Origin of the sequence: Halobaculum sp. MBLA0143 (assembly GCF_041361465.1) — an archaeon.
Taxonomy (GTDB): domain Archaea; phylum Halobacteriota; class Halobacteria; order Halobacteriales; family Haloferacaceae; genus JAHENP01.
The window spans coordinates 1,658,797-1,677,581 of the sequence record NZ_JBGKAC010000001.1 but is presented as its reverse complement, the minus strand read 5'-3'; the positions used below and the strand labels follow the sequence as shown (position 1 = coordinate 1,677,581).

The following is an 18,785-nucleotide window of genomic DNA, read 5'->3' as shown; positions in this document are numbered from 1 at the left end:
ACTAGAATTGAACGATCTCTCTAAATCGTTCGGCGGCACAGTCGTTCTTGACGGACTCGACCTCGAAGTTGAGTCGGGAACGGTGTTCGGCTTTCTCGGTCCGAATGGGGCAGGAAAGTCGACCACGATCAACGTTCTTCTTGGACTCCGATCACCAACGAGTGGGACAGCACGAGTGCTTGGGTACGATGTCGAGACACACCGTAACGAGATACACCAACGTGTCGGGGTGCTTCCGGAGGGAGTGACACCATTCCCGAACCTCACTGGTACCGAACATGTCGAGTTTGTGGCCCGAACACGAGGAGTAGCTGTCGACCCGATTGAACGACTCTCGCACGTCGGTCTCGATTCAGAAGCACACGACCGTCCGGCATCGGAGTACTCAACCGGGATGCAACAGCGACTCTGGCTAGCGATGGCACTTGTCGGTGATCCGGAACTCGTGGTTCTCGACGAGCCGACGAGTGGACTCGACCCAGACGGAATCAGAGAAATTCGGCAACTCGTCACAGAGCTAAGGAACGACGGAACGTCCGTTTTCCTATCGAGCCACCGTCTCGAAGAAGTCGAGACGATGTGCGACCGTGTGGGGATTCTTCACGATGGACAGATCGAGAGGACAGTGTCAGTTGCAGACGGCTCTCTTGGGGCACTCAGTTTGAGCGTCGGATTCCGAGTTTTGAACCGTCCTGAGGCACTCAGTGCAGTGCTGGCACCACAAGACGGCGTCCAGTCGGTTGAGATAGATGGACAGTGGGTCACGGTGACGTGTGAGACAGCGGGCGATAGGATCACGGCCGTCGAGACTGCTCTCAACGAAGTCGAAGTTGAAGACCTCAGTACCGACGGTGCGTCACTCGACGCACTGTTCGACAGGACTGTTCACGGAGGCGAGTCGTGAACATCCGTCCGTATGCCCGCCGTGACCTCGTTGAGTTGTGGCGCTCTCGCGCTGGACTCCTCGTTCTGGGACTGTTCGGCGGATGCTTGATTGGCGTGACTGGTGCCCGAATTGCTGGATTCTCGCTCTCGAGCATCTACGGGCTCGTTTTATTCGTTGGACAGCTTCTCTTCCCGGCTGTCGGACTACTGCTTGGCGTCTCGTCAATTGCCGGGCACAGAGAGTCGGGAACGCTTCGACTGTTGTTCACTCTTCCAGGGAGACGCAGAGATGTAGTTCTTGGATCGTTCGTGACGCGGTGTGGTGTACTCGGCGTCGGGTTTGGACTACTCACTGCCGTGACCACAGGGCTTGCGACAGTGTACAGTGCCCCGGCCGGACGGCCAGCAGTGCTGTTCGGTTTGATCATGATGTTGACCGTGAGTTGGCTCGCTGTAGGGACCGCTGTCTCTGTCTTCGCTAATACACAGCGACGCGCGTTTCTCGCTGCTATCGTTTTATACGTGGTAGGCGTCGTGTGTTGGAATACACTGTTTCCGGTGTCACCCGATGTAGTCGCCGTGGCGCTGGCAAGCCGCCTAGAACTGTCGTTTCCACTTGAACTCCGGCGAGGTGTGTTGTTTCTCGCGCCCGGAAATGCGTTCCTCGTCGGGCTCCAGTACCTCGGGGGGAAAAGCTACCTCACCCTCGTCGTTTCGTTTTTTGGAGCTCCAGTTCCTGCCGGCTGGATCGCCCCTGTCGTCCTGGTCATGTGGTGCCTTCTTCCGTTAATCGCCGCAGTCAGGATAGCAGAGTCACTAGAACTCTCGTAGCCTACCTTCCATGTGTATAATCACCTGATACAGTCAGAGTGCGTATATGGGCAATCCTTAACACACATCTCGATAAAGGTCTGAGTACGATGCCAGTAGTGAATATCGACCCGTACGAGTCGTCGGGCGGACTGTTCGAGTGTGTCGAGTGTGCCGGTCGGACGGAGGCCAACTCCAACCCAGGCCGGTGTGACGACTGTGGAGGTGACGTGCGCAACCTCGCAGTCCACCAGGAGTAGACAGTTCGGGCCCACGCGGGTCCACTCGTGTCGCGGACGGACGGCGCGTCCCCCGCGGCGCCTCGCCGCCGGCCGCCGCGGTCGGGCGCGAGGACTGTGTCACCCTCGCGTCCGGCCCCGTCGGCCACGAGCGGCACCCTCGACACCAGTCTCCGTCGCGGGCGTTCACCCGCGATCGGGACCGCAGTCGTTTTTCACGCCACGGCGCCAACACCGTGCATGGACGAAGATCTGATCGACGACGCGACACTCTCACTCGACCGGAAGTCACGACTCCCCGGGACGGGGTTCTTCTATCCCGACTCCTTGGACGACGAGCGAGTCGACGAACGGGCGGCGTCGGCAGTGGCGGGCGCGGACGTGGTGGTCGTGACGGACTCCGACGCCGACGGGCTGGCGTGTGTCGCGCTCGTCCGGGAGGCGTACGACGCCGTCGTCGACCCGGCGCCGTTCGAGGCGTACCGTGACGCACGGATCGACGACGACCGGACGACCGACGAACTGGACACGGCGGCGCTGGCGGCCGACGCCGACAACGTCACCGTCGACGACGACGGCGGACTGTTGGCCGACTCGACGGTCGCGCTACTGCCGGCCGGGCCACACAGCCTGCGAGAGCAGTTGGGGCGCGCGGCCGAACACGCCGAGCCGGGCGTCGATGTGTTCGTCTGTGACATCTGTCCGGACGACGCCGGCAGCGTGGAGCCGGCGCTGTCGAACCTCGTCGAGCGGGCGTCGTCGGTCGCCTGGTACGACCACCACCAGTGGGACGACGAGACGGCGGCGGCGATCCGCGAGCACGGGATCGAGCTAGTCGTCGGCGACAGCGACGAGGAGTGTTCCGCGGACGTGACACTGCGGTCGTTGGACCACGAGTTCCCCGAGCGGTTCGAGACGCTGGCGGCCGTCACCCGCGACCACGACCTCTGGCTGAAGGAGGACGAACGGAGCGACGACCTGGCGGACTACTCCTTCTGGAGCTCACCCGCGGAGTACGCGGCCGTCGTCGGCGCGTACGGCGTCGACCTCCCGGAGCCGATCCGGGGGTACGTCGACGCTCGCCGCGAGGAGAAGGAGGCGTTGATCGACGCAGCCGTCCGTCGGGCGGAGACACACGAGATCGGCCCGTGGACGGTCGGCGTGACGTACGGCCGGTGTTCACAGAACGAGGTTGCGGAGACGCTCCGCGAGCGAGGCGCCGACGCGGCCGTGATCGTCAAGCCGGCCGGCAGCGCGTCGATCCGCGGCAGCGAGACGTTCGAACGGGCCCACGAGGTGGCCGGGCAGGTCAACGGCGGCGGTCACCCGAAGGCCGCCGGCTGCAAGCCCGACATCTACGACGACATGCTGGACGTGGCCCGTCACTGGACGACGGAGGGTGAGGCCGCGAAACGAGTGATCCTCGCGGCGTTCGAACGGGTCGCCGACGACATCGAGGCGGACGGCACAGAGACCGCCGCGACGGCGGACGACTGACGGATGCGGGTGACGCTGCTCGGGACCGGCGACACGACCGGCACTCCCACCGTCGGGTGTGAGTGTGACACCTGCGAGGCGGCCCGGGAGCGCGGCGTCGAACGGTCGCGGTTCTCCGTCCACGTCGAGAACGAACGCACCGGGGAGTCGTTGCTCGTCGACTGTTCGCCCGACTTCCGTGCGCAGTTCCTCGACAACGACGTGTCGCTCCCGGACGCGGCGGTCGTCTCGCACGTCCACTTCGACCACCTCGACGGCCTGGGCAACGTCTACCGACTGTTGGACGACCTTCCGGTGTACGCCGCAGACGAGACGGACCCGGTCACCGGCGAGTCCGTCGCCGAGACCGTCCGCTCGAAGTACGACTATCTCGACCGCGTGCGCGTAGAGCCGACGAGTCCGTTTGCGTCGACGACCGTCTGCGGGCTGGAGGTGACGCTCGTCCCCGTCGACCACCCGCCGATGCTGTGTTACGGACTGACGGTGGAAGACCCGGAGACGGGCGCGAAGCTGTCGCTGACGGGCGACACGAGCTACGACGTGAGCGACCGAGTGCGCGAGGTGCTGTCGGAGCCGGACCTGTTGCTCGCGGACGCCATCGTCCCGGCGAGCCTGTGTGAGTACCACCCTGTCGGCGGCAGCCACCACCGCCCGGACGGGACGCCGCGAACGTTCGGCACGAAACACATGACCCGCGAGGGGGCCCTGGATCTGGCGGCGGAGTTGGACGCCGCGGAGACGCGGCTCGTCCACCTCGCGCACTACTACCCCGCCGACGAGGCGTTCGCGGAGCCGCTGGCCGTCGACGGGGAGACGTACGAGTTGAGTTGACGGCAGCCACGGGCACCCTCGTTGATTTCACCGAGGCGCCTCCGTGGTCCGTGACTCCGCGCCGCCCGAGTACTGCTCGGAGCCACAGCGATTGAGGTGACTGACGACTACGAGCAGAGTCAATTTTATTACTATAATTTAACCCAAAATACGGGTGTCTCTACCTGCGGCGAGCCTAAACAGTATCACAGCCGACCAGACTAGCAGCACACGGGCCGTCCCCGAAGTCGCTACCAGCCTGAAACTCGGTCGACAACACCTCCCTACCCTACGACTTACAACCCACTCACACCCACTACGGGGGTCGTCTTGACCCAGGTGGGTCGGTCTGGTGTGTGCCAGACCCCCGACTGACGGCGACCGTCAGGCCTTGCAGGGCTGGAGTTTCCGTGGGTCCTGGCAGATAACCCTGTTCGCTGCGGCGGGGTCGGTCGCAAGTGTGAACAGTGCGACGAGCGCCAGGGTCAGCAGCACGCGGGTTACTCTCGGCTTCGATGCGAGCGTTGCAAGTGCGCTACTTACACGCATACACTAGAGAAGTATCAGCTGTATAGATAAAACTACTGAAAACTTTTCGAATCTGTCATACCGAGATAAAAACTGCACACTGACAGGACCTGGGACATATACTATATACACAGTATAATGTTCTCACCACACGGGACAACCGAACGCCCTGTCGTTCAGTACAGACAGGCCGGTTCGTCGTGTGGCGGGTAACCGCACTCGGTGGCGGCCGCCGGGTCGGCCACCAGTGCCAGTGTCCCGACGACGAACAACGTCAGCAGGACGCGGGTCGCTCTCGGACTCGACGCGAACTTCGTGAGTGTGTCTGTCACACGCATACGTGACTACAGACGACACACGGGAACATAAAACTATCGCAGAAGAGACGTATCCTGACTGAAGGAACAGTGAACTATCCTGTCGTCGAGTTCAGTCTCGCCGCCGGGCCAGCCCGACGGCCGCGAGCACGGCGAGCGCGACGGCAGCGACGACGACGCCTAGCCCGGGCGTGACGACGCCGCTCGTCGACTCGCCGCTGCCGCCGACGGTCGTCACGTCCGTCCGGGGCGGGACGGTCGTCGCCGCGGTGCGCTCGCTGTCGGTCGTCCCGTCGGCTGTCGCGCCGCCGTCCGTCCCGTCACCCGTCGGCGACGCGGTCGCGTCGAGGTCGACGCTCCCGAACCCGCCCTCGTGGTCGTCCAGCGCGTCGGCGCAGTCGGTCAGTTCGGACTCGGAGGGGGGCGTTGCGCCGGACCCGGACAGTTCGTAGCTGCCGTCGGCCCCGAGGTCCGTGGTCGTCGGCCCGCGCGAACCGCCGAGGTCGGCGTACGCGTCGCTCTCGAAGCCGCCGGCCGGGATCCGTTCGACGTCGTACACGAGCCACGGGGAGTACACCTCCCAGACGACCTCGCCGCGGGGTGTCACCTCCACCACGCGGTGGTTCTTCGAGTCGCCGACGAGGGTGTGGCCGTTGCGGAGTCGGTCGGCGTCCCGGGGCCACGACAGCGTGTCGCTGGTGCCCAGTCGCCAGGTGCGCTCCCAGTCGCCGTCGGTGTGTTCGTACTCCACGATCCGGTCGTTCTCGGAGTCGGCGACCAGGAACGTGTCGGTGCCCGCGTCGCTCTGGAGGTAGTCCGGGTTGTGTTGCTCGTAGAGCACGTCGTAGTTGCCGTCGCTGCCGAGCTGTCGTTCGATCTCCCCGGTCGCGCGGTCGACGAGCAACACCTGGTCGAAGTTGCGCGGCGACAACAGGAAGTCGTCGCCGACGCGGTCGACGTCGTTGAAGTGGGTCCAGTCGTCCGTGTACGACCCACCGACGTCGCGGTCGAAGTGGTCGTCGAACTGCCAGGTCCAGGTCACTTCGTCGTCGACGCGGTCGTAGACGACGAGCCGGTCCTCGTTGGTCTCGTCGGCCTCGTCGTAGTTGCGCATGTTGGCGATCACGACGTGGCTCTCGTTCAACGGGTCGGCGTCGTGCGTGTCCGTGTACGGTAGTTCCTCGGTCCAGACAGTGTCGCCGGTGGTGGTGTTCAGCTCGTACAACAGGGTCGTCCCACGGCGCGTCGCGGTGACGAACAGGTTGCCGTTGCCCAACGGGTCCACGTCGTACGACCAGACGACACCGGGGCTGTCGCTGCTGTCGTGGACCCACAACACCTCGCCGCGGGGCCCGAACGCGACGAGTCTGGCGGGCTCTTTGCCCCCGTTCTCGCCGAATCGCGCCCCCTGGACGCTGACGACCGTGACGCCGTCGGCCGGCGCGGCCTGGTGGCCGACACACACGCCAGGGTCGGCGGTCGTGGCCTCGGCGCTCGCGTCGACGGTTGCCGCCGCGCCAGCCGAGACCGCGGCCGTCGCGGGCGCGACGGCGACCAAGACGACCAGGAGCGTCAGTCGGACGGAGCTTCGACGAATCTCTCGCACGCACACGACTGTTCCCGGGGTGGACAAGTGTCTTCTTCTCTGCCGGCGGGGGCGGGACGACGGCGTCGCAGTCCCGTGGGATGAACAAGAATATATGTGCCGCAGGCGAAGGCTCAGTTCACAATGAGTGGCAATTCGAAGGCGAAGAAGAAGCGACTGGGGAAGCTCGAGCGACAGAACAGCCGGGTCCCGGCGTGGGTCATGATGAAGACTGACATGGAGACGACGCAGAACCCGAAGCGACGCCACTGGCGGCGCAGTGACACGGACGAGTAAACGATGAGTGCCACGGACTTCGAGGAGCGGGTCGTCACCGTCCCGCTGCGCGACGCGAAGCAGGCACCGAGCGGAGAGCGCGCCGACCGCGCGATGTCGCTGATCCGCGGCCACCTGAGCAAGCAGTTCTCGGTCGACGAGGACGCGGTCCGGCTGGACCCCTCGCTCAACGAGGCAATCTGGGAGGGCGGCCGCAGCAAGCCGCCGAGTTCGATCCGCGTACGCGCCGCTCGCTTCGACGAGGACGGTGAAGTCGTCGTCGAGGCGGAGCCGGCGTAGCCGAAACGTGTTCACCGCATCGTTCACTGGGTCGTCGTACGTGGGCGTGTACGCCCGCGCCACCGACGGCGTGTTGTTGATCGATCCGAGCGTCGACGACGAACTCGCCGCCTCGCTGGCCGAGGAGCTGTCGGTGTCGCTCGTCGAGACGACCGTCGGCGGCTCCGGCACCGTCGGCTCGCTGGCCGTCGGCAACGACGCGGGTGTCGTCGTCTCCGACCAGGCGACCGACGACGAGGTCGACCGGATCGACGACGCCGTCGACGGCAGCGTCGCCCGGATCCCCGGTCGGCTGAACGCCGCCGGCAACGTCGTCTTGGCCAACGACACCGGGGCGATCGTCCACCCGGAGCTGTCCGCGGAGGCCGTCTCCGTCGTCGAGGAGACGCTGGCCGTCCCGGTCGAGACCGGGCGACTCGCCGACTCCCAGACGGTCGGCACCGCCGCCGTCGCCAACGACGAGGGAGTGATCTGTCACCCGCAGGCCACCGAAGACCAGCTCGTCGCCGTCGAGGAACACCTCGACGTGTACGCCGACCTCGGCACCGTCAACTACGGTGGGCCGTTGGTCGGCTCCGGGCTGATCGCCAACGACGCAGACTACGTCGCGGGCGAGGAGACGACCGGCCCAGAACTGGGCCGGATCGAGGACACGCTGGGCTACATCTGAGCCGCCATCGCCTGTCGTACGCGGCGGTCCAACCGGTCCAGTCGGGCCGAGAGGAGCGCTGCGACCCCGTCCGGTAACGACCGCCCGGCGTCGAGTGTCTCCTGGATAGCGGTCAGCTGCCGCCCGAGCCCGCGGAGTCGACCGACCGAACGGTCGTCGTCGCCGTCGTCGATCGCCGACAGCGACTGCCGTGCCGCTCGGAGCGCCCGGTCGAGCCGCTGGAGCACGATCTCGACCGCGTCCGGCTGGCCGTCGCCTCCTCCTCGTCTGTCGTCGTCGCTGTCGTCGTCTCCACTGTCGTCGCTGGCCGGCCTCCCGGCGGCCGGATCACGCGCGGCCGCCGGGACGGCGTCGTCGACCGACTCCCCGTCCCGGAGCGCGGCGACCTGCGCGCGGGTCTCGACGAGGAACGTCTCCAGGAAGTCGACCAACGAGCGACGCCCGGTCCGGACCCGGTCGACTGTCGCGCTGGTCTGCTCGCGGCCGGGGTTCACGCGGTAGGCGCCGACGCCGCCGTCGGCGTCGCGCACCTCCGCCGTGTACGCCCCGGCGCGGTGGACGTACACTGCCGCCCGACCGTCCGGATCCGGTCGGCTCCGGTAGACGGTGCCGCCGAAGTCGTCCGTGACCGTCACCCGGTCCAGATCCGGGGTCTCGTCGGTGCTCGCGTCCGCCCGGAGCTTCACTGCCGCCGCCGACGGGACGAGCACCGCCTCGCCGTCGGCGCCGACGGCCGTCACCCGTTGCTCTGTCCCCGTGTCGTCGGTGTCTACCGTCGCCCCGTCGCTGGTGGCAGTCGCCGTCGCTGTCTCGCTACGTTCTGTGATCGTCGCCTCGTCGTCGGGTTCGGCTCCCGCTCCGCTCGGCTCGTGCGTGAAGCGTTCGGCGTAGGGTGCGGTGTCGGGCGCGTCGACGACGAGGCGGTGGTCGCCGGGCGACGGTCCGATCACTCCGACCACCCCACGGAACGAGGGGACGGCGACGGGATCGGACTCCAACAACGCTCGGGCCTCCGTCCGGGGCTCGCGGGTCTGGACGCCGTTGTCGCCGGGTGCCGTCTGATCCGGAACTGCCTCGCGGAGTCGGGTCACCACGGCGCCGGCCGTCGCCAGCGGCCCGGGGTCGCCGACATCGTAGCGGTCGGCGAGCGCCCGTCGGTGGGTCGTGTCTGTCACGTCCGCGATCGGGTCGTCGAACCGGGGCTGTTCTTGCGGCGTGCCGACGCTCGTGACGTGACTGGCGACGGCGTCCTCGGCGAACCCCGGCACCGGGAACTCGAAGCCGAGCCGTGGGCCCTCGTAGGCGTCGATCTCGACGGCAGCTATCGGCTCCAGCGTGTAGCCGACGCTCTCGCCCGTCGCCCGCTCGCTCGGTTCGAGCCGCAGCCCCGGTTCCCGGGCGGGCAGCTCCCCCGGCGGCTCGCCTTCCCGCACGGTGAGTGCCGGCGGGACGAAGTGGCGTCGCTCCACGTCGGGGAGCTCCGGGTGATCGAACAACGGGACGCCGTCGAGCTCCGGGACGACGTACGGCAGCCGTGTCCCTTCGTCGCGCGGGAGCCCGTACGCGAACGGAAACGCCAGGCCACCCACGAGGTCGTTCGTCACGTCGGCAGCGGCGGCCGGCAGTCGCTGGAAGGTGTCCGCGCGGCCGACGACCGCCAGCGCAGACGAGTGGCTGCCCACCTCGCTGACGACACTGGGCGTCGTCGCCGCGGGGTCGAGGTACTCGTTGTTGGGGACCCGGCGAGAGTGGGCACTGGCCGCGAACAACACCGGGGTCTCCGTGTCGGCGTCGACGAACACCTGGAGCAGTTCCCAGTCGTGCCAGTGGAAGTTGACGCTGAACTGATCGAAGGCACTGTACAGCCAGTACTGTACCGCCAGCAGGCCGGTCCCTTCGTAGCGGCGGACCCGCCAGAACACGGTCGGCGCCGGCGGACCGTCGGCGGCGTCCGCGTCGGCCGCGTACCCGGAGAGGGCGTCGAAGCCGTCGACGACCGTCCGACCGTCGCGGTCGGCCGCGTACCGTCGCGGGTCCGTCGGGAACCACCGCTCTGCGGCGCCGAAGTGGAGCGTCGGCGCGAACTGGCGTGCGAGCCGCTCGCCCGTCGCCGACCCGACGGCCGTCGTGTCCGGTCGGCCGTCGTCCGTCAGGAGGGCCCCGGCGCCGATCCCGACGGCCGCCGTCCCGACTCCGGCGCCGACGAGCCGTCGTCGCGTCAGCCGCGGGCGGCGTTCGTCTTCCATCTACGACGGCAGGCGTCACGGGGGGGTAAGTCTTTGGGGGTCGGGAGACGGCACCCAGACCGATCGACAGACCGAAACAGCCGCGCCGTGACCCCTCGGGTATGCGTGCGGCGCTTGTCATCCTCGACGGGTGGGCACTGGGAGACCACGGGCGGCGGGACGCGGTCCGGGCGGCGGACACGCCGACGTTCGACCGGATCGGCGAGGTCGGAGCGTTCGGTACACTCCAGACCCACGGCCGGGCCGTCGGACTGCCCGAAGGACAGATGGGCAACAGCGAGGTGGGCCACCAGAACATCGGTGCTGGCCGCGTCGTCTCTCAGGCGTACACCCGGATCGACGACGCCGTCGCGGACGACGGCTTCGACGGCGTCGCGGCGATCCGACGGGCGTTGGACGCCGTCGCGGACGACGGCCGGCTCCACCTCCTGGGGCTCGTCAGCGACGGCGGCGTCCACGCCGCCCAGTCGCACCTCCACGCGCTGATCGAGACTGCCGCCGCCCAGGGTGTCGACGCCGTCACTCACGCCTTCACCGACGGACGAGACACGCCGCCACAGTCCGGCCGGAGCTACCTCGCAGACCTGGAGTCCGTCGTCGACGACGCCGGCACGGGCGCGGTCGCGACGGTCGCCGGACGCTACCACGCGATGGACCGCGACGAGAACTGGGAGCGGACGGCGAGCGCCTACGACGCCATCGTCGACCGGACGGCGGCACAGACTGCCGACACGGCCGTCGACGCCGTCACGGCCGCCTACGACCGCGGAGAGACGGACGAGTTCGTCGAGCCGACGCTCGTCGGCGACCACGACGGGCTCGCCGACGGGGACGCGGTCGTGTTCTGTAACTTCCGGGCCGACCGGGCGAGACAGCTCACCCGGATGCTGGCCGACATCGGACCGAGCGACTGGCACGACGAAGGGATCGACACCGCCCCGCCGAACGTGGAGTTCGTGACGATGACGGAGTACGACGAGACGTTCGACCTCCCGGCCGCGTTCCCGCCGGAAGAGCCGACGGCGACGCTGGGCGAGGTGGTGGCGGACGCGGGGCTCACACAGCTCCGGCTCGCGGAGTCGGAGAAGTACGCCCACGTCACGTACTTCCTCAACGGCGGTCGGGAGGTGGCGTTCGACGGCGAGACCCGTCGGATCGTCGACTCGCCGGACGTGCCGACCTACGAGGAGACGCCGGCGATGAGCGCTCCGACAGTGACGGACACGGCGCTGTCGGAGATTACCGACGACGACCCGGACGTGCTCGTGTTGAACTACGCCAACCCGGACATGGTCGGTCACACCGGGGACTACGAGGCCGCAATCGCGGCCGTGGAGGCGGTCGACGAACAGCTCGACCGGCTGCTGACGGCCGTCGCCGACGCCGGCGGGCACGCGCTCGTCACCGCCGATCACGGCAACGCCGACGACATGGGCACGGCGGACGACCCGCACACCGCACACACGTTCAATCCGGTGCCGTTCGTCTCTCTGACGCCCGCCGGCGACGACGGTGGACTCCGCGTGCGGTCGGGCGGGAGTCTACCGGACGTAGCGCCGACGCTGCTCGACGTGCTCGGCGTCGATCGACCCTCGGAGATGACCGGTTCGTCGCTGCTCGTCTCCGAGGAGTGACGACGCGGCTCCGGTTGTCGGCTCCACAGGCGGCACCGTCCGGGCAGGCCCACGCCGACGACCGCTCGTCTACGTTGCCGTCCACGTCGCCGACACCACTCTTTCCAGCGGGGACGGCGGCGACCGCGGCGGTCGTCGTCCGGAACCGGATCGCACGGTTGTCCCCCAGCAGCTCTCCTCGGCCGTCCGCGTCCGTGTCCAGCCGGACCGGAGCGTCCTCGCGGACGTAGCGTAGCCGTGTGCCGCCCGCCGCCGGACGCCGGACGGCGACGCTGAATCGTGGGTGTTGGCCGCGGACGGTGACGTGCCAGAGGTTGATTGTCGCGTACCACGACCCCGGCACCGGCGCCACCGGGAGCCCGGCGAGGACACCGTCGAAGGCGTCCGGCAGGAGCCGCCGACGCAGCCGGTCGGCTGCCGCCTCCGTGCCTCGGCTCCCGACGTAGCTCACGACCCGGTCGCGGAGCCGCCGCCGGGCGTCGACGGTCGTCGTCACCGTGTCCGCCGGGACGGCGACGTCACCCGCGGCCGCCTCGCGGAGTCGAACCCGGAGCCTGACGGTCAGCTCTGCGCGGGCGGCCGGCGCCAGCCCGAGCCGGTCGGCGGCGACGCCGGCGACACGTGGAGCCAGACTCCCGTCGGCCGCCGCTCGTGCCCAGTCACCCAGCGCCCGCCCGTCTGTCGTGGCGTCGACGACTCCGGCGGCGGTCGAACGAGAGACTCCCAGTCGGTCGACGAGTAGCCGTCGGAGTCGGCGCCCGACCGTCCGAACCGCCGGCTGGAGGCTGTCGAGGAGCCGGTCGCGGTCGTGTCGGAGCGACGACTCGTTCACCGCCGACGGGACCCGCCGGCTCGACAGTGTCTGGTTCGCGGCGGCGAGCGCGCGCCCGGCCGTGCCCAGCGAGACCGTGTCGGTCTCCGGGGCCAGCCAGCCCGTCACCACGTCCGCCGCGTCCGCGTACGGCACCGCGACGGCGACGACGTTACGCGTCGCCAACGGCGTCACCTGCGTGCCGTTGTCGACGGCGGGCGTCACCCGCCCGGGCACCGGGCCGACTGTGAGGTACGACGGCTCCGCGTCCGGGACGAGGAGGAACTCCCCGCCGGGGCCGGAGACGACCCCACGCCGCGGCGGCCGTGTCGTCGCCTCGCGGGCGGCAGCCCGTACCTGACTCCCGTTCACCGGGAGCCGATCCAACAACGCTCGCCGGACGCCCTCGGCCGTCACGTCGGCGCCGCTCCGCTCGGCCAGTCGACTGTCGACCCGGTCGAGGTAGTGTGCCCGCACCGCCGCCCGGAGCCTGGCGGCGACTCCACCGTACGGCGGGGTGGCGTCGCGCAGTCGCGTTCGGTTCGCGCGCAGTCCCGTCCGGAGCCGAGCCGACGGCGACGCTTCGCCGGCGACGACCCGGCCGGGTGACGGCCGGACGGCGTAGTCGCGCACCCGGTCGTGGAGCGCGGTCAGGTCTCGAATCAGCCACGCCCGCAGCCCGGGCGGCGGCTCCCTGGCGACTCGAATCCGTTCTGTCGCGTCTCCGCCGGCGACGGCCTCCCGAGCGAGCCTGTCGACCGTCGCCGGCGACGGGCGGGCGTCCGCCGCCGGTGCGAGATTCTGTCCGCCTCTGGTCCCACCCTGCGTGAACACCGGCTCCGTCTCACCGCTCGGTCCCGGGAGGTCGGGGTCGTAGCTCCCGGTCAGTCGGAGTCGGACCCGGTACCGCAGGCTGGACTGCTCTCGGCGCTCGCGTGTCTGATTGCCACGCCGGAACTCGCGGGCCGTCGTCTGCCGGACGACGACCGTCCGCCGGGCGACGAGGAGCGGGTCGTCACCCGTCCGTCGCGTCTCGTCTCGCACGACGGTCTCCGTCGTCCGTTCGGTGTCGACTGCCGTCCAGTTCGGCCCGGGCGCCGTCGGGGCCGGCGGCGGCGACCCGTCGCGTCGCGTGACGGTCACGCGACGTGTCGCGGTCGCTCGGTATGCCCGTCGTGTCAGGCTGTCGAGCGCGGCGAGGGTGTCGAGGTAGGCGGTGTCGGCGACGCTTCCGACCGTCACCGGCGGGCCGCGCCGGCACTCGGCCAGCCTGGGCTGGCTGCCGTGTGTCTTCCGTGCACCGAAGAGGATGGCCCGTCGTCGGGAGTACGGCGGCACACTGTTCTCGGCGGCCGCGAGCGCGTCGCTCACCGCCGTCCGGGCGACCGCTCTGGCGACGGCCCCGCGGCCGGCCGGGTCCGCTCGCCCGAACGCCGACCGTTGGAGCCGGAGCATCGCTCCGTTCGTCGTGACCGCGACGTGACGCGTGGCGACGACGTTCTGGACGCCCGCGCCGGCGTACTGTGCCAGCCCTCGGGCCTCGGCCAGCGCCGTCAGCCGCGCCCCCAACTGTCGCCCCAGCCCCGGTCCGGCCGTCGGCCCACGATTCAGCCGTCGCTCGTACCGCTCGACACGCCGCGAGACGGCCCACAACGGGAGGCGGAGATCGACCCGAACCCGGGTCGTCCGTTCGGCGACGACACGGCCGTCGCGGCGTGCAGTGTGGTCGAACTCGACTGCGACCGCCACTCCGGCGCCGCCGTCCGTCGGCGTGACGGCGACGCTCTCGACGGCCGTCGCGGCGGTCGGTCGCTCGCCGACTCCGGCGAGCCGCGTCTCGACGGCGACTCGGCCGGTCCTCGTCTCCTCTAGTGTCGTCCGGAGTTCGGCGGCAGTCCGGAGCGCGACGGTCGCCTCCAGTGTGTCGTCGCCCGCGATCGCGTCGCCGGCGGTCGTGTTCGCCGGGACGACGACCGGGTGGCGGGCGGTCGCCTGCACCGCTCGTCGGCCGGCGACCCGGAGTGTCGTTCGAGCGATCGCCTCCGCGCGGTCCAACGCCTCGTCGGTCGCGCGGTCCAACGCCTCGTCGGTCGCGCGGTCGGTCTCCGTCGGCCCTCGAGTGCCCAGTGTGCCGGCGTACACTGCGGCCCCGACGAGTAAGACGACCCCGACGACCGCGAACGGGACCCGCCCGCGGTCCCCGTCGGCACGGCTCACGGCCACCACCGGACGACGAGTCCGACCCGTCCACGCGCCCCCCATGCCGGGAGGCGCGCCGTCGCGGCGTGGACGGGCCCCGGCGGGGGTCGCGGCCCGACCCGGAGCCCGCGTTCTCGTTCTCTGTAGCGTCGAGACCTGTCTGCCGTCTCTCCGCCGACTCGGTAGACACGGACGGCCGTCCGTGGCGGCAACAGACCGCCGACCGTCGCCGCCACCCGTCGGCGGAGGCGCCGGTCGTCGGCGACGAGCGCGACCGACAGCAGTTCCGCGGCCGTCCCTCGTCTGGTCCGACCGGTCGTCTCGGGGCGCCCCGGCTCTTCGGTCGGCGACAGCGTCAGTGTCGCGGTCGTCAACACCGCGAGCGTCCCGTCTGCGGCGTGGTCGTCCGGACGGTCGACACGCTCCGTGGCTCGCCGACGAGCGTCCGTCACGGTCACGACCGCCGCGGCGACGAGCAACAGACACACCGCCACGTCCAAGACGGCGCTCGTCACTTCCACACCTCCACCCGGAGACGACCGGGTCTGATCCGCCCGGGGGTGAGCGCGACGCCGACCCGACGGCTGCGCGTCGCCGTCTCGGCGTCCGCCGGCGGCGGCGAGCCGACTCGCCAGGTCCGGCCCGCCGCAGACAGCGTCGCGTGGAGCCGGTAGCCCGGCGGTCGCTCCGTTCCGGCGGTGACGAGCCTGTCCGGGACGGCGACGCCGCCGCTCGTGACGACGGCGTGGACCCGAGACAGCGTCGTCGCCGCCAGCGTCTCCCGACGGTCGCGCTCTCGATCCGAGACGCCATCGTCGGCGACGACGAGCGCGTAGCTGCCGACGGCCGCCGTCACCACGACGGCGGCGACGAGCCCGACCACCGGCGAGTTCTGACCCCTACTGGGCCGCGACGACTGTGACACTGACATCCCCCCACGAGACTCGCCGGACGTGGACAGTCTCCGCACGTTGCCAGCCGAGCGCCCGCTCGCGAGCGGCCGCGGCGGCCGCCCGGAACGCCGCCGGGGCCGCGAACACGGCCGTCGGCGGGGCGCCGGCCGCCACCCGACCGAGCCGCCCCGCGCCCGCCGGCACCACCGGCCCGTAGACGAACGACGCCGTCCCGGTCGCGCCGCCGGCCCGGATGGCGACGGACCGCGGTCCCAGCCGGACGGCAGCGCCGGCGACGGCGTGTGTCGCCGCCGCGGGGCCGTCGCTGCCGGCGACGGTGTCTACGGTCGCCGCGAGCCCGCCGGCGTCCGGCGGCGGCCGCACGGGGAGCCCGGCCGCGATCACGACCGTCGCCGCCGCGACCGCGGCGAGTCCGAGCCAGACGTACCAGTCTTCCGTCGGTGTGTCGAACACGGGACTGGTGGTCCCGGCACCGCGGATAAACCTTCGCGCGGCTCACGCCGCCGGCGGATCACAGAACAGGCCGTAGGCGACGACCGTCGCGGACAACAGAGCGCCGACACCGAGCCCGCCGGCTGGGGGGAGTGAGCCCGCCGCCCCGGCAGCGGCCCCGACGACCATCGGCAGCGGCACCGCGGCCAGCATCAGGTCGTACCGGGAGAGCGACTCGTCTGTCTGCTGTACAGTGCCGTCGCTAGATGGATTTCGCGTCCCCATACTCCACACCCACACTGTCCTAACGCGCCCGACGACTAATAGATTCCTTCGTATTTCGCTGGAACGCCGTAGAAACAATTTTCGTGGTTGTGTGTGAGCCGTGTGACTCGGTCCGAGAAGTAACTCGTAACTTACGACGCCGTCGGAGATCGATCCGCGTCGCGCAAGACGGGCGAAGAGAGTGTACGACGAGGCGGTGAGCGTGACGCACGATGTGGGACGCGTTCGTGGAAGACGTTCGGTCGCTGGAGGGGGCGTCGAGCGTCGAGGACGACGAGGCGGCGTACCGCATCACGCTCACGCACGACGGCCCACGGCGACGGTTCTACCGGGAGACGGAGTTCCAGTACCAGGTGCTCGGCTACGATGACCGGGAACTGATCGTGGAGCCGTTGCCGTGAGTGAGGGGCTCGCCCGTGTCTACTCTGGTTCGAACGGTAGACCCACTCGTGCTCGGTCCGAGAACGAGCGCGGACGGGCTGTCGGACTGTCGACACGAGCGACAGCGGAGCCTCACTTCCCCCAGAAGGGGTTCTGATTCCGCCGCGTGTCCAGATACGCCTTCAGCGCCTCGCGTTCGTCGGCGGTGATCTCCTCGGTCAGCTCCTGTTCTAAGATCTTCGCGTGTTTCTCCGGCAGTTCGATCCAGAGTTCGTCACCCTCCTCGATCCCGCGGCCGACCGTCGGCCCGTCGATGGCGACCGACACGCGCTTGCCGGTGCGGGCCTCGTCGACGTCTTCACCCTGTTCCTGGATGCCGGACAGCTCACCGACCCGTTCGGGCTCGCTGCCGTCGAACTTCACGACGTTGCGGTTGTTCTGGACCGTCCCCGACACCACCTCGACGCCGACGACGGCGGGGTCGTTCTGCCGGAACGTGTGGTCCTGGAGGATACGGAACCGTGCGGGCCGGACGATCCGGTCGAGCACCGTCTCCTGTTGCTCGCGTTCGACCGCCTCGACGTACTCCTCGTAGTCCTCGACGAGCTGGTAGATCACGTCGTGAGAGAACAGCCGTACGTCCGCCTCGTCGAGTTCGTCTTCGGTGTCGGACAACACGTCGACGTTGAAGCCGAGGATCACCTGATTGGTGTCCTCGTGGGCGGTCTCGGCGATCGCCACGTCACGGGGCGCCACGTCACCGACTTCGGCGCGGAGGATGGGGACCTCCGCCTCCTTCAGCGCGGAGGCGATGGCCTCCAGACTGCCGAGCGTGTCGGCTTTGACGACGACCCCCTCGTCTGCGGTGTCCACCTCGATCTCGGCGATCTCCTGTTCCACGTCGGCGATCACCCGCTCCAGTTCACCCTCGCGGGCGACCCGGATCGGTGCGCCCGCCATCGCCTCGTCCAGATCCGGCGCCGCGATCTTGATCCCCGCCGCGGCCGACAGCTCCGACACCTGCTCGAACTCCTTCTCCGTCCGGATCTCCGCCAGCGGGCGGGGTCGCAGCAACGCCCGCACCTCGGTCACGATGGCGCCGTTCTCCCCGCCGACGACGACCCGGTCGCCCTCGTGGACGGTCCCGTCGTACAACACGACGTCCAGCGTCGCGCCGAAGCCGCGTTCCTCCTTCACCTCCAACACCGTCCCGGCGCCCGGCCCGGCCACGTCGATCTCCATCTCCTCTTTCATGTACCGCTGGGACAGGCCCATCATCACGGTGAGCAGGTCCGCGACCCCCTCGCCGGTCTCGGCCGACACCGGAACGACACCGATGTTGCGCTGGAAGTTCTGGACCCGCCAGTAGAAGTCCGCGGAGAAGTCGGCGTCCGAGAGGTCGCCGATCAGCTCGTACACGTTCGACTCCAGGTCCGACCGCGCCCGATCGGACTGAGCCTGCATCGACGCCTGGATCGGCGTCCCCGGCTGTGGGTTCCACCCCGGTACCGTGTCCACCTTGTTGGCGGCGACGACGAACGGCGTCCCCGTCCGCTTGAGAATCTCGACGGCCTCCTCCGTCTGCGGCTGGAACCCGTCGTTCACGTCGATCACGAGCACGGCGATGTCCGCGAGCGCGCCGCCCCGCGACCGCAGCGTGGTGAACGAGTGGTGGCCGGGCGTGTCGATGAACAACAGCCCCGGGAGGTCGAAGTCGTCCGGATCGACCAACTCGCCGGCGATTCCCGAGATGGTGTCCAGGGGCACCGCCGTCGCGCCGATGTGCTGTGTGATCGCCCCCGACTCACCCTCGCTGACTGCCGAACCGCGAATCTTGTCTAGCAGGCTGGTCTTCCCGTGGTCGACGTGGCCCAGGACTGCGACGATGGGCGTCCGGAGCCCACCCGCCGTCGCGTCCGTGGCTCCGTCGGCCGCGTCTTCCTCGTGTGCGTCTGACATAGCCGAG

The 18,785-nt window shown here is 69.3% G+C and carries 18 protein-coding genes and 1 pseudogene; 10 read left to right on the top strand and 9 right to left on the bottom strand.

The annotated features are described in order from the left end of the window. The first annotated feature begins 7 nt into the window (after window positions 1–7). From RYH79_RS08650 to RYH79_RS08630, 5 genes are all read left to right on the top strand, one after another. A complete protein-coding gene (locus tag RYH79_RS08650) occupies window positions 8–904 on the top strand; it encodes an ABC transporter ATP-binding protein (RefSeq protein ID WP_370898179.1) in 897 nt (298 codons plus the stop codon). Further along, window positions 901–1,716 carry an ABC transporter permease subunit gene (locus RYH79_RS08645; RefSeq protein WP_370898177.1) on the top strand — a complete coding sequence of 272 codons (816 nt, stop codon included), beginning with the start codon at window positions 901–903 and terminating at the stop codon, window positions 1,714–1,716. Before RYH79_RS08650 ends, RYH79_RS08645 begins: the two co-directional genes overlap by 4 nt. Before the next feature lie 89 nt (window positions 1,717–1,805). Continuing rightward, the gene (locus RYH79_RS08640; protein WP_370898175.1) at window positions 1,806–1,955 is read left to right on the top strand and encodes a rubrerythrin-like domain-containing protein; all 150 of its coding nucleotides are present in this window, start codon (window positions 1,806–1,808) and stop codon (window positions 1,953–1,955) included. A 219-nt stretch (window positions 1,956–2,174) separates the two neighbouring features. After that, window positions 2,175–3,431, top strand: coding sequence for a DHH family phosphoesterase (locus RYH79_RS08635; RefSeq protein WP_370898173.1), 1,257 nt, complete (start codon window positions 2,175–2,177; stop codon window positions 3,429–3,431). Window positions 3,432–3,434: 3 nt separating this feature from the next. Further along, window positions 3,435–4,262: an MBL fold metallo-hydrolase gene (locus RYH79_RS08630; RefSeq protein WP_370898171.1), complete on the top strand. Its 828-nt coding sequence runs from the start codon at window positions 3,435–3,437 to the stop codon at window positions 4,260–4,262. A gap of 683 nt (window positions 4,263–4,945) precedes the next feature. Here RYH79_RS08630 and RYH79_RS08625 read toward each other — a convergent pair. Beyond that, a complete protein-coding gene (locus RYH79_RS08625; RefSeq protein ID WP_370898169.1) occupies window positions 4,946–5,107 on the bottom strand; it encodes a hypothetical protein in 162 nt (53 codons plus the stop codon). A 91-nt stretch (window positions 5,108–5,198) separates the two neighbouring features. After that, entirely contained in the window at window positions 5,199–6,692 is a 1,494-nt protein-coding gene (locus tag RYH79_RS08620; RefSeq protein ID WP_370898167.1) for an aryl-sulfate sulfotransferase, read from the bottom strand. Window positions 6,693–6,815: 123 nt separating this feature from the next. Between RYH79_RS08620 and RYH79_RS08615 the strand changes: the two genes are divergently transcribed. From RYH79_RS08615 to RYH79_RS08605, 3 genes are read left to right on the top strand one after another with little or no spacing between them, the layout of a single operon-like run. Next, window positions 6,816–6,968 (top strand): 50S ribosomal protein L39e, encoded by a 153-nt coding sequence (locus tag RYH79_RS08615; RefSeq protein ID WP_370898165.1) that lies wholly within the window; start codon window positions 6,816–6,818, stop codon window positions 6,966–6,968. A 3-nt stretch (window positions 6,969–6,971) separates the two neighbouring features. Further along, a complete protein-coding gene (locus RYH79_RS08610) occupies window positions 6,972–7,247 on the top strand; it encodes a 50S ribosomal protein L31e (protein ID WP_370898163.1) in 276 nt (91 codons plus the stop codon). 7 nt (window positions 7,248–7,254) lie between these two features. Then, window positions 7,255–7,917: a translation initiation factor IF-6 gene (locus tag RYH79_RS08605; protein ID WP_370898161.1), complete on the top strand. Its 663-nt coding sequence runs from the start codon at window positions 7,255–7,257 to the stop codon at window positions 7,915–7,917. Here RYH79_RS08605 and RYH79_RS08600 read toward each other — a convergent pair. Next, entirely contained in the window at window positions 7,908–10,163 is a 2,256-nt protein-coding gene (locus tag RYH79_RS08600; RefSeq protein WP_370898159.1) for a hypothetical protein, read from the bottom strand. The two genes, RYH79_RS08605 and RYH79_RS08600, sit on opposite strands and share 10 nt — an antisense overlap. Before the next feature lie 101 nt (window positions 10,164–10,264). Between RYH79_RS08600 and gpmI the strand changes: the two genes are divergently transcribed. After that, window positions 10,265–11,797 (top strand): 2,3-bisphosphoglycerate-independent phosphoglycerate mutase, encoded by a 1,533-nt coding sequence (gpmI, locus tag RYH79_RS08595; protein WP_370898157.1) that lies wholly within the window; start codon window positions 10,265–10,267, stop codon window positions 11,795–11,797. A gap of 61 nt (window positions 11,798–11,858) precedes the next feature. Here the strand turns inward: gpmI and RYH79_RS18070 are convergent. The 5 genes and pseudogenes from RYH79_RS18070 to RYH79_RS08575 form a co-directional block, all read right to left on the bottom strand. Beyond that, window positions 11,859–14,870 (bottom strand): annotated as a pseudogene (locus RYH79_RS18070) (DUF7286 family protein); the annotation flags it as partial. Next, entirely contained in the window at window positions 14,822–15,322 is a 501-nt protein-coding gene (locus RYH79_RS08590; protein WP_370898155.1) for a DUF7284 family protein, read from the bottom strand. The gene RYH79_RS08590 and the pseudogene RYH79_RS18070, both read right to left, overlap by 49 nt. After that, a complete protein-coding gene (locus tag RYH79_RS08585; RefSeq protein WP_370898153.1) occupies window positions 15,319–15,738 on the bottom strand; it encodes a DUF7285 family protein in 420 nt (139 codons plus the stop codon). The genes RYH79_RS08590 and RYH79_RS08585 overlap by 4 nt, the downstream gene beginning before the upstream one ends. After that, a complete protein-coding gene (locus RYH79_RS08580; protein ID WP_370898151.1) occupies window positions 15,707–16,174 on the bottom strand; it encodes a DUF7283 family protein in 468 nt (155 codons plus the stop codon). The genes RYH79_RS08585 and RYH79_RS08580 overlap by 32 nt, the downstream gene beginning before the upstream one ends. 42 nt (window positions 16,175–16,216) lie before the next feature. Beyond that, entirely contained in the window at window positions 16,217–16,453 is a 237-nt protein-coding gene (locus RYH79_RS08575) for a DUF8015 family protein (RefSeq protein ID WP_370898149.1), read from the bottom strand. A 197-nt stretch (window positions 16,454–16,650) separates the two neighbouring features. On the opposite strand from RYH79_RS08575, the gene RYH79_RS08570 reads away from it, so the two are divergent. After that, the gene (locus RYH79_RS08570; protein ID WP_370898147.1) at window positions 16,651–16,839 is read left to right on the top strand and encodes a hypothetical protein; all 189 of its coding nucleotides are present in this window, start codon (window positions 16,651–16,653) and stop codon (window positions 16,837–16,839) included. A 112-nt stretch (window positions 16,840–16,951) separates the two neighbouring features. Here the strand turns inward: RYH79_RS08570 and infB are convergent, their stop codons facing one another. Beyond that, window positions 16,952–18,778, bottom strand: a complete 1,827-nt coding sequence (gene infB, locus RYH79_RS08565; protein WP_370898145.1) for a translation initiation factor IF-2 — start codon at window positions 18,776–18,778, stop codon at window positions 16,952–16,954. Window positions 18,779–18,785 lie beyond the last annotated feature (7 nt).

Coding starts and splice junctions, on each gene's coding strand:
- RYH79_RS08640 (WP_370898175.1), top strand. CDS start 1,806: ATGCCAGTAGTGAATATCGACCCGTACGAGTCGTCGGGCGGACTGTTC.
- RYH79_RS08635 (WP_370898173.1), top strand. CDS start 2,175: ATGGACGAAGATCTGATCGACGACGCGACACTCTCACTCGACCGGAAG.
- RYH79_RS08630 (WP_370898171.1), top strand. CDS start 3,435: ATGCGGGTGACGCTGCTCGGGACCGGCGACACGACCGGCACTCCCACC.
- RYH79_RS08625 (WP_370898169.1), bottom strand. CDS start 5,107: ATGCGTGTGACAGACACACTCACGAAGTTCGCGTCGAGTCCGAGAGCG.
- RYH79_RS08615 (WP_370898165.1), top strand. CDS start 6,816: ATGAGTGGCAATTCGAAGGCGAAGAAGAAGCGACTGGGGAAGCTCGAG.
- RYH79_RS08610 (WP_370898163.1), top strand. CDS start 6,972: ATGAGTGCCACGGACTTCGAGGAGCGGGTCGTCACCGTCCCGCTGCGC.
- RYH79_RS08600 (WP_370898159.1), bottom strand. CDS start 10,163: ATGGAAGACGAACGCCGCCCGCGGCTGACGCGACGACGGCTCGTCGGC.
- gpmI (WP_370898157.1), top strand. CDS start 10,265: ATGCGTGCGGCGCTTGTCATCCTCGACGGGTGGGCACTGGGAGACCAC.
- RYH79_RS08585 (WP_370898153.1), bottom strand. CDS start 15,738: ATGTCAGTGTCACAGTCGTCGCGGCCCAGTAGGGGTCAGAACTCGCCG.
- RYH79_RS08570 (WP_370898147.1), top strand. CDS start 16,651: ATGTGGGACGCGTTCGTGGAAGACGTTCGGTCGCTGGAGGGGGCGTCG.
- infB (WP_370898145.1), bottom strand. CDS start 18,778: ATGTCAGACGCACACGAGGAAGACGCGGCCGACGGAGCCACGGACGCG.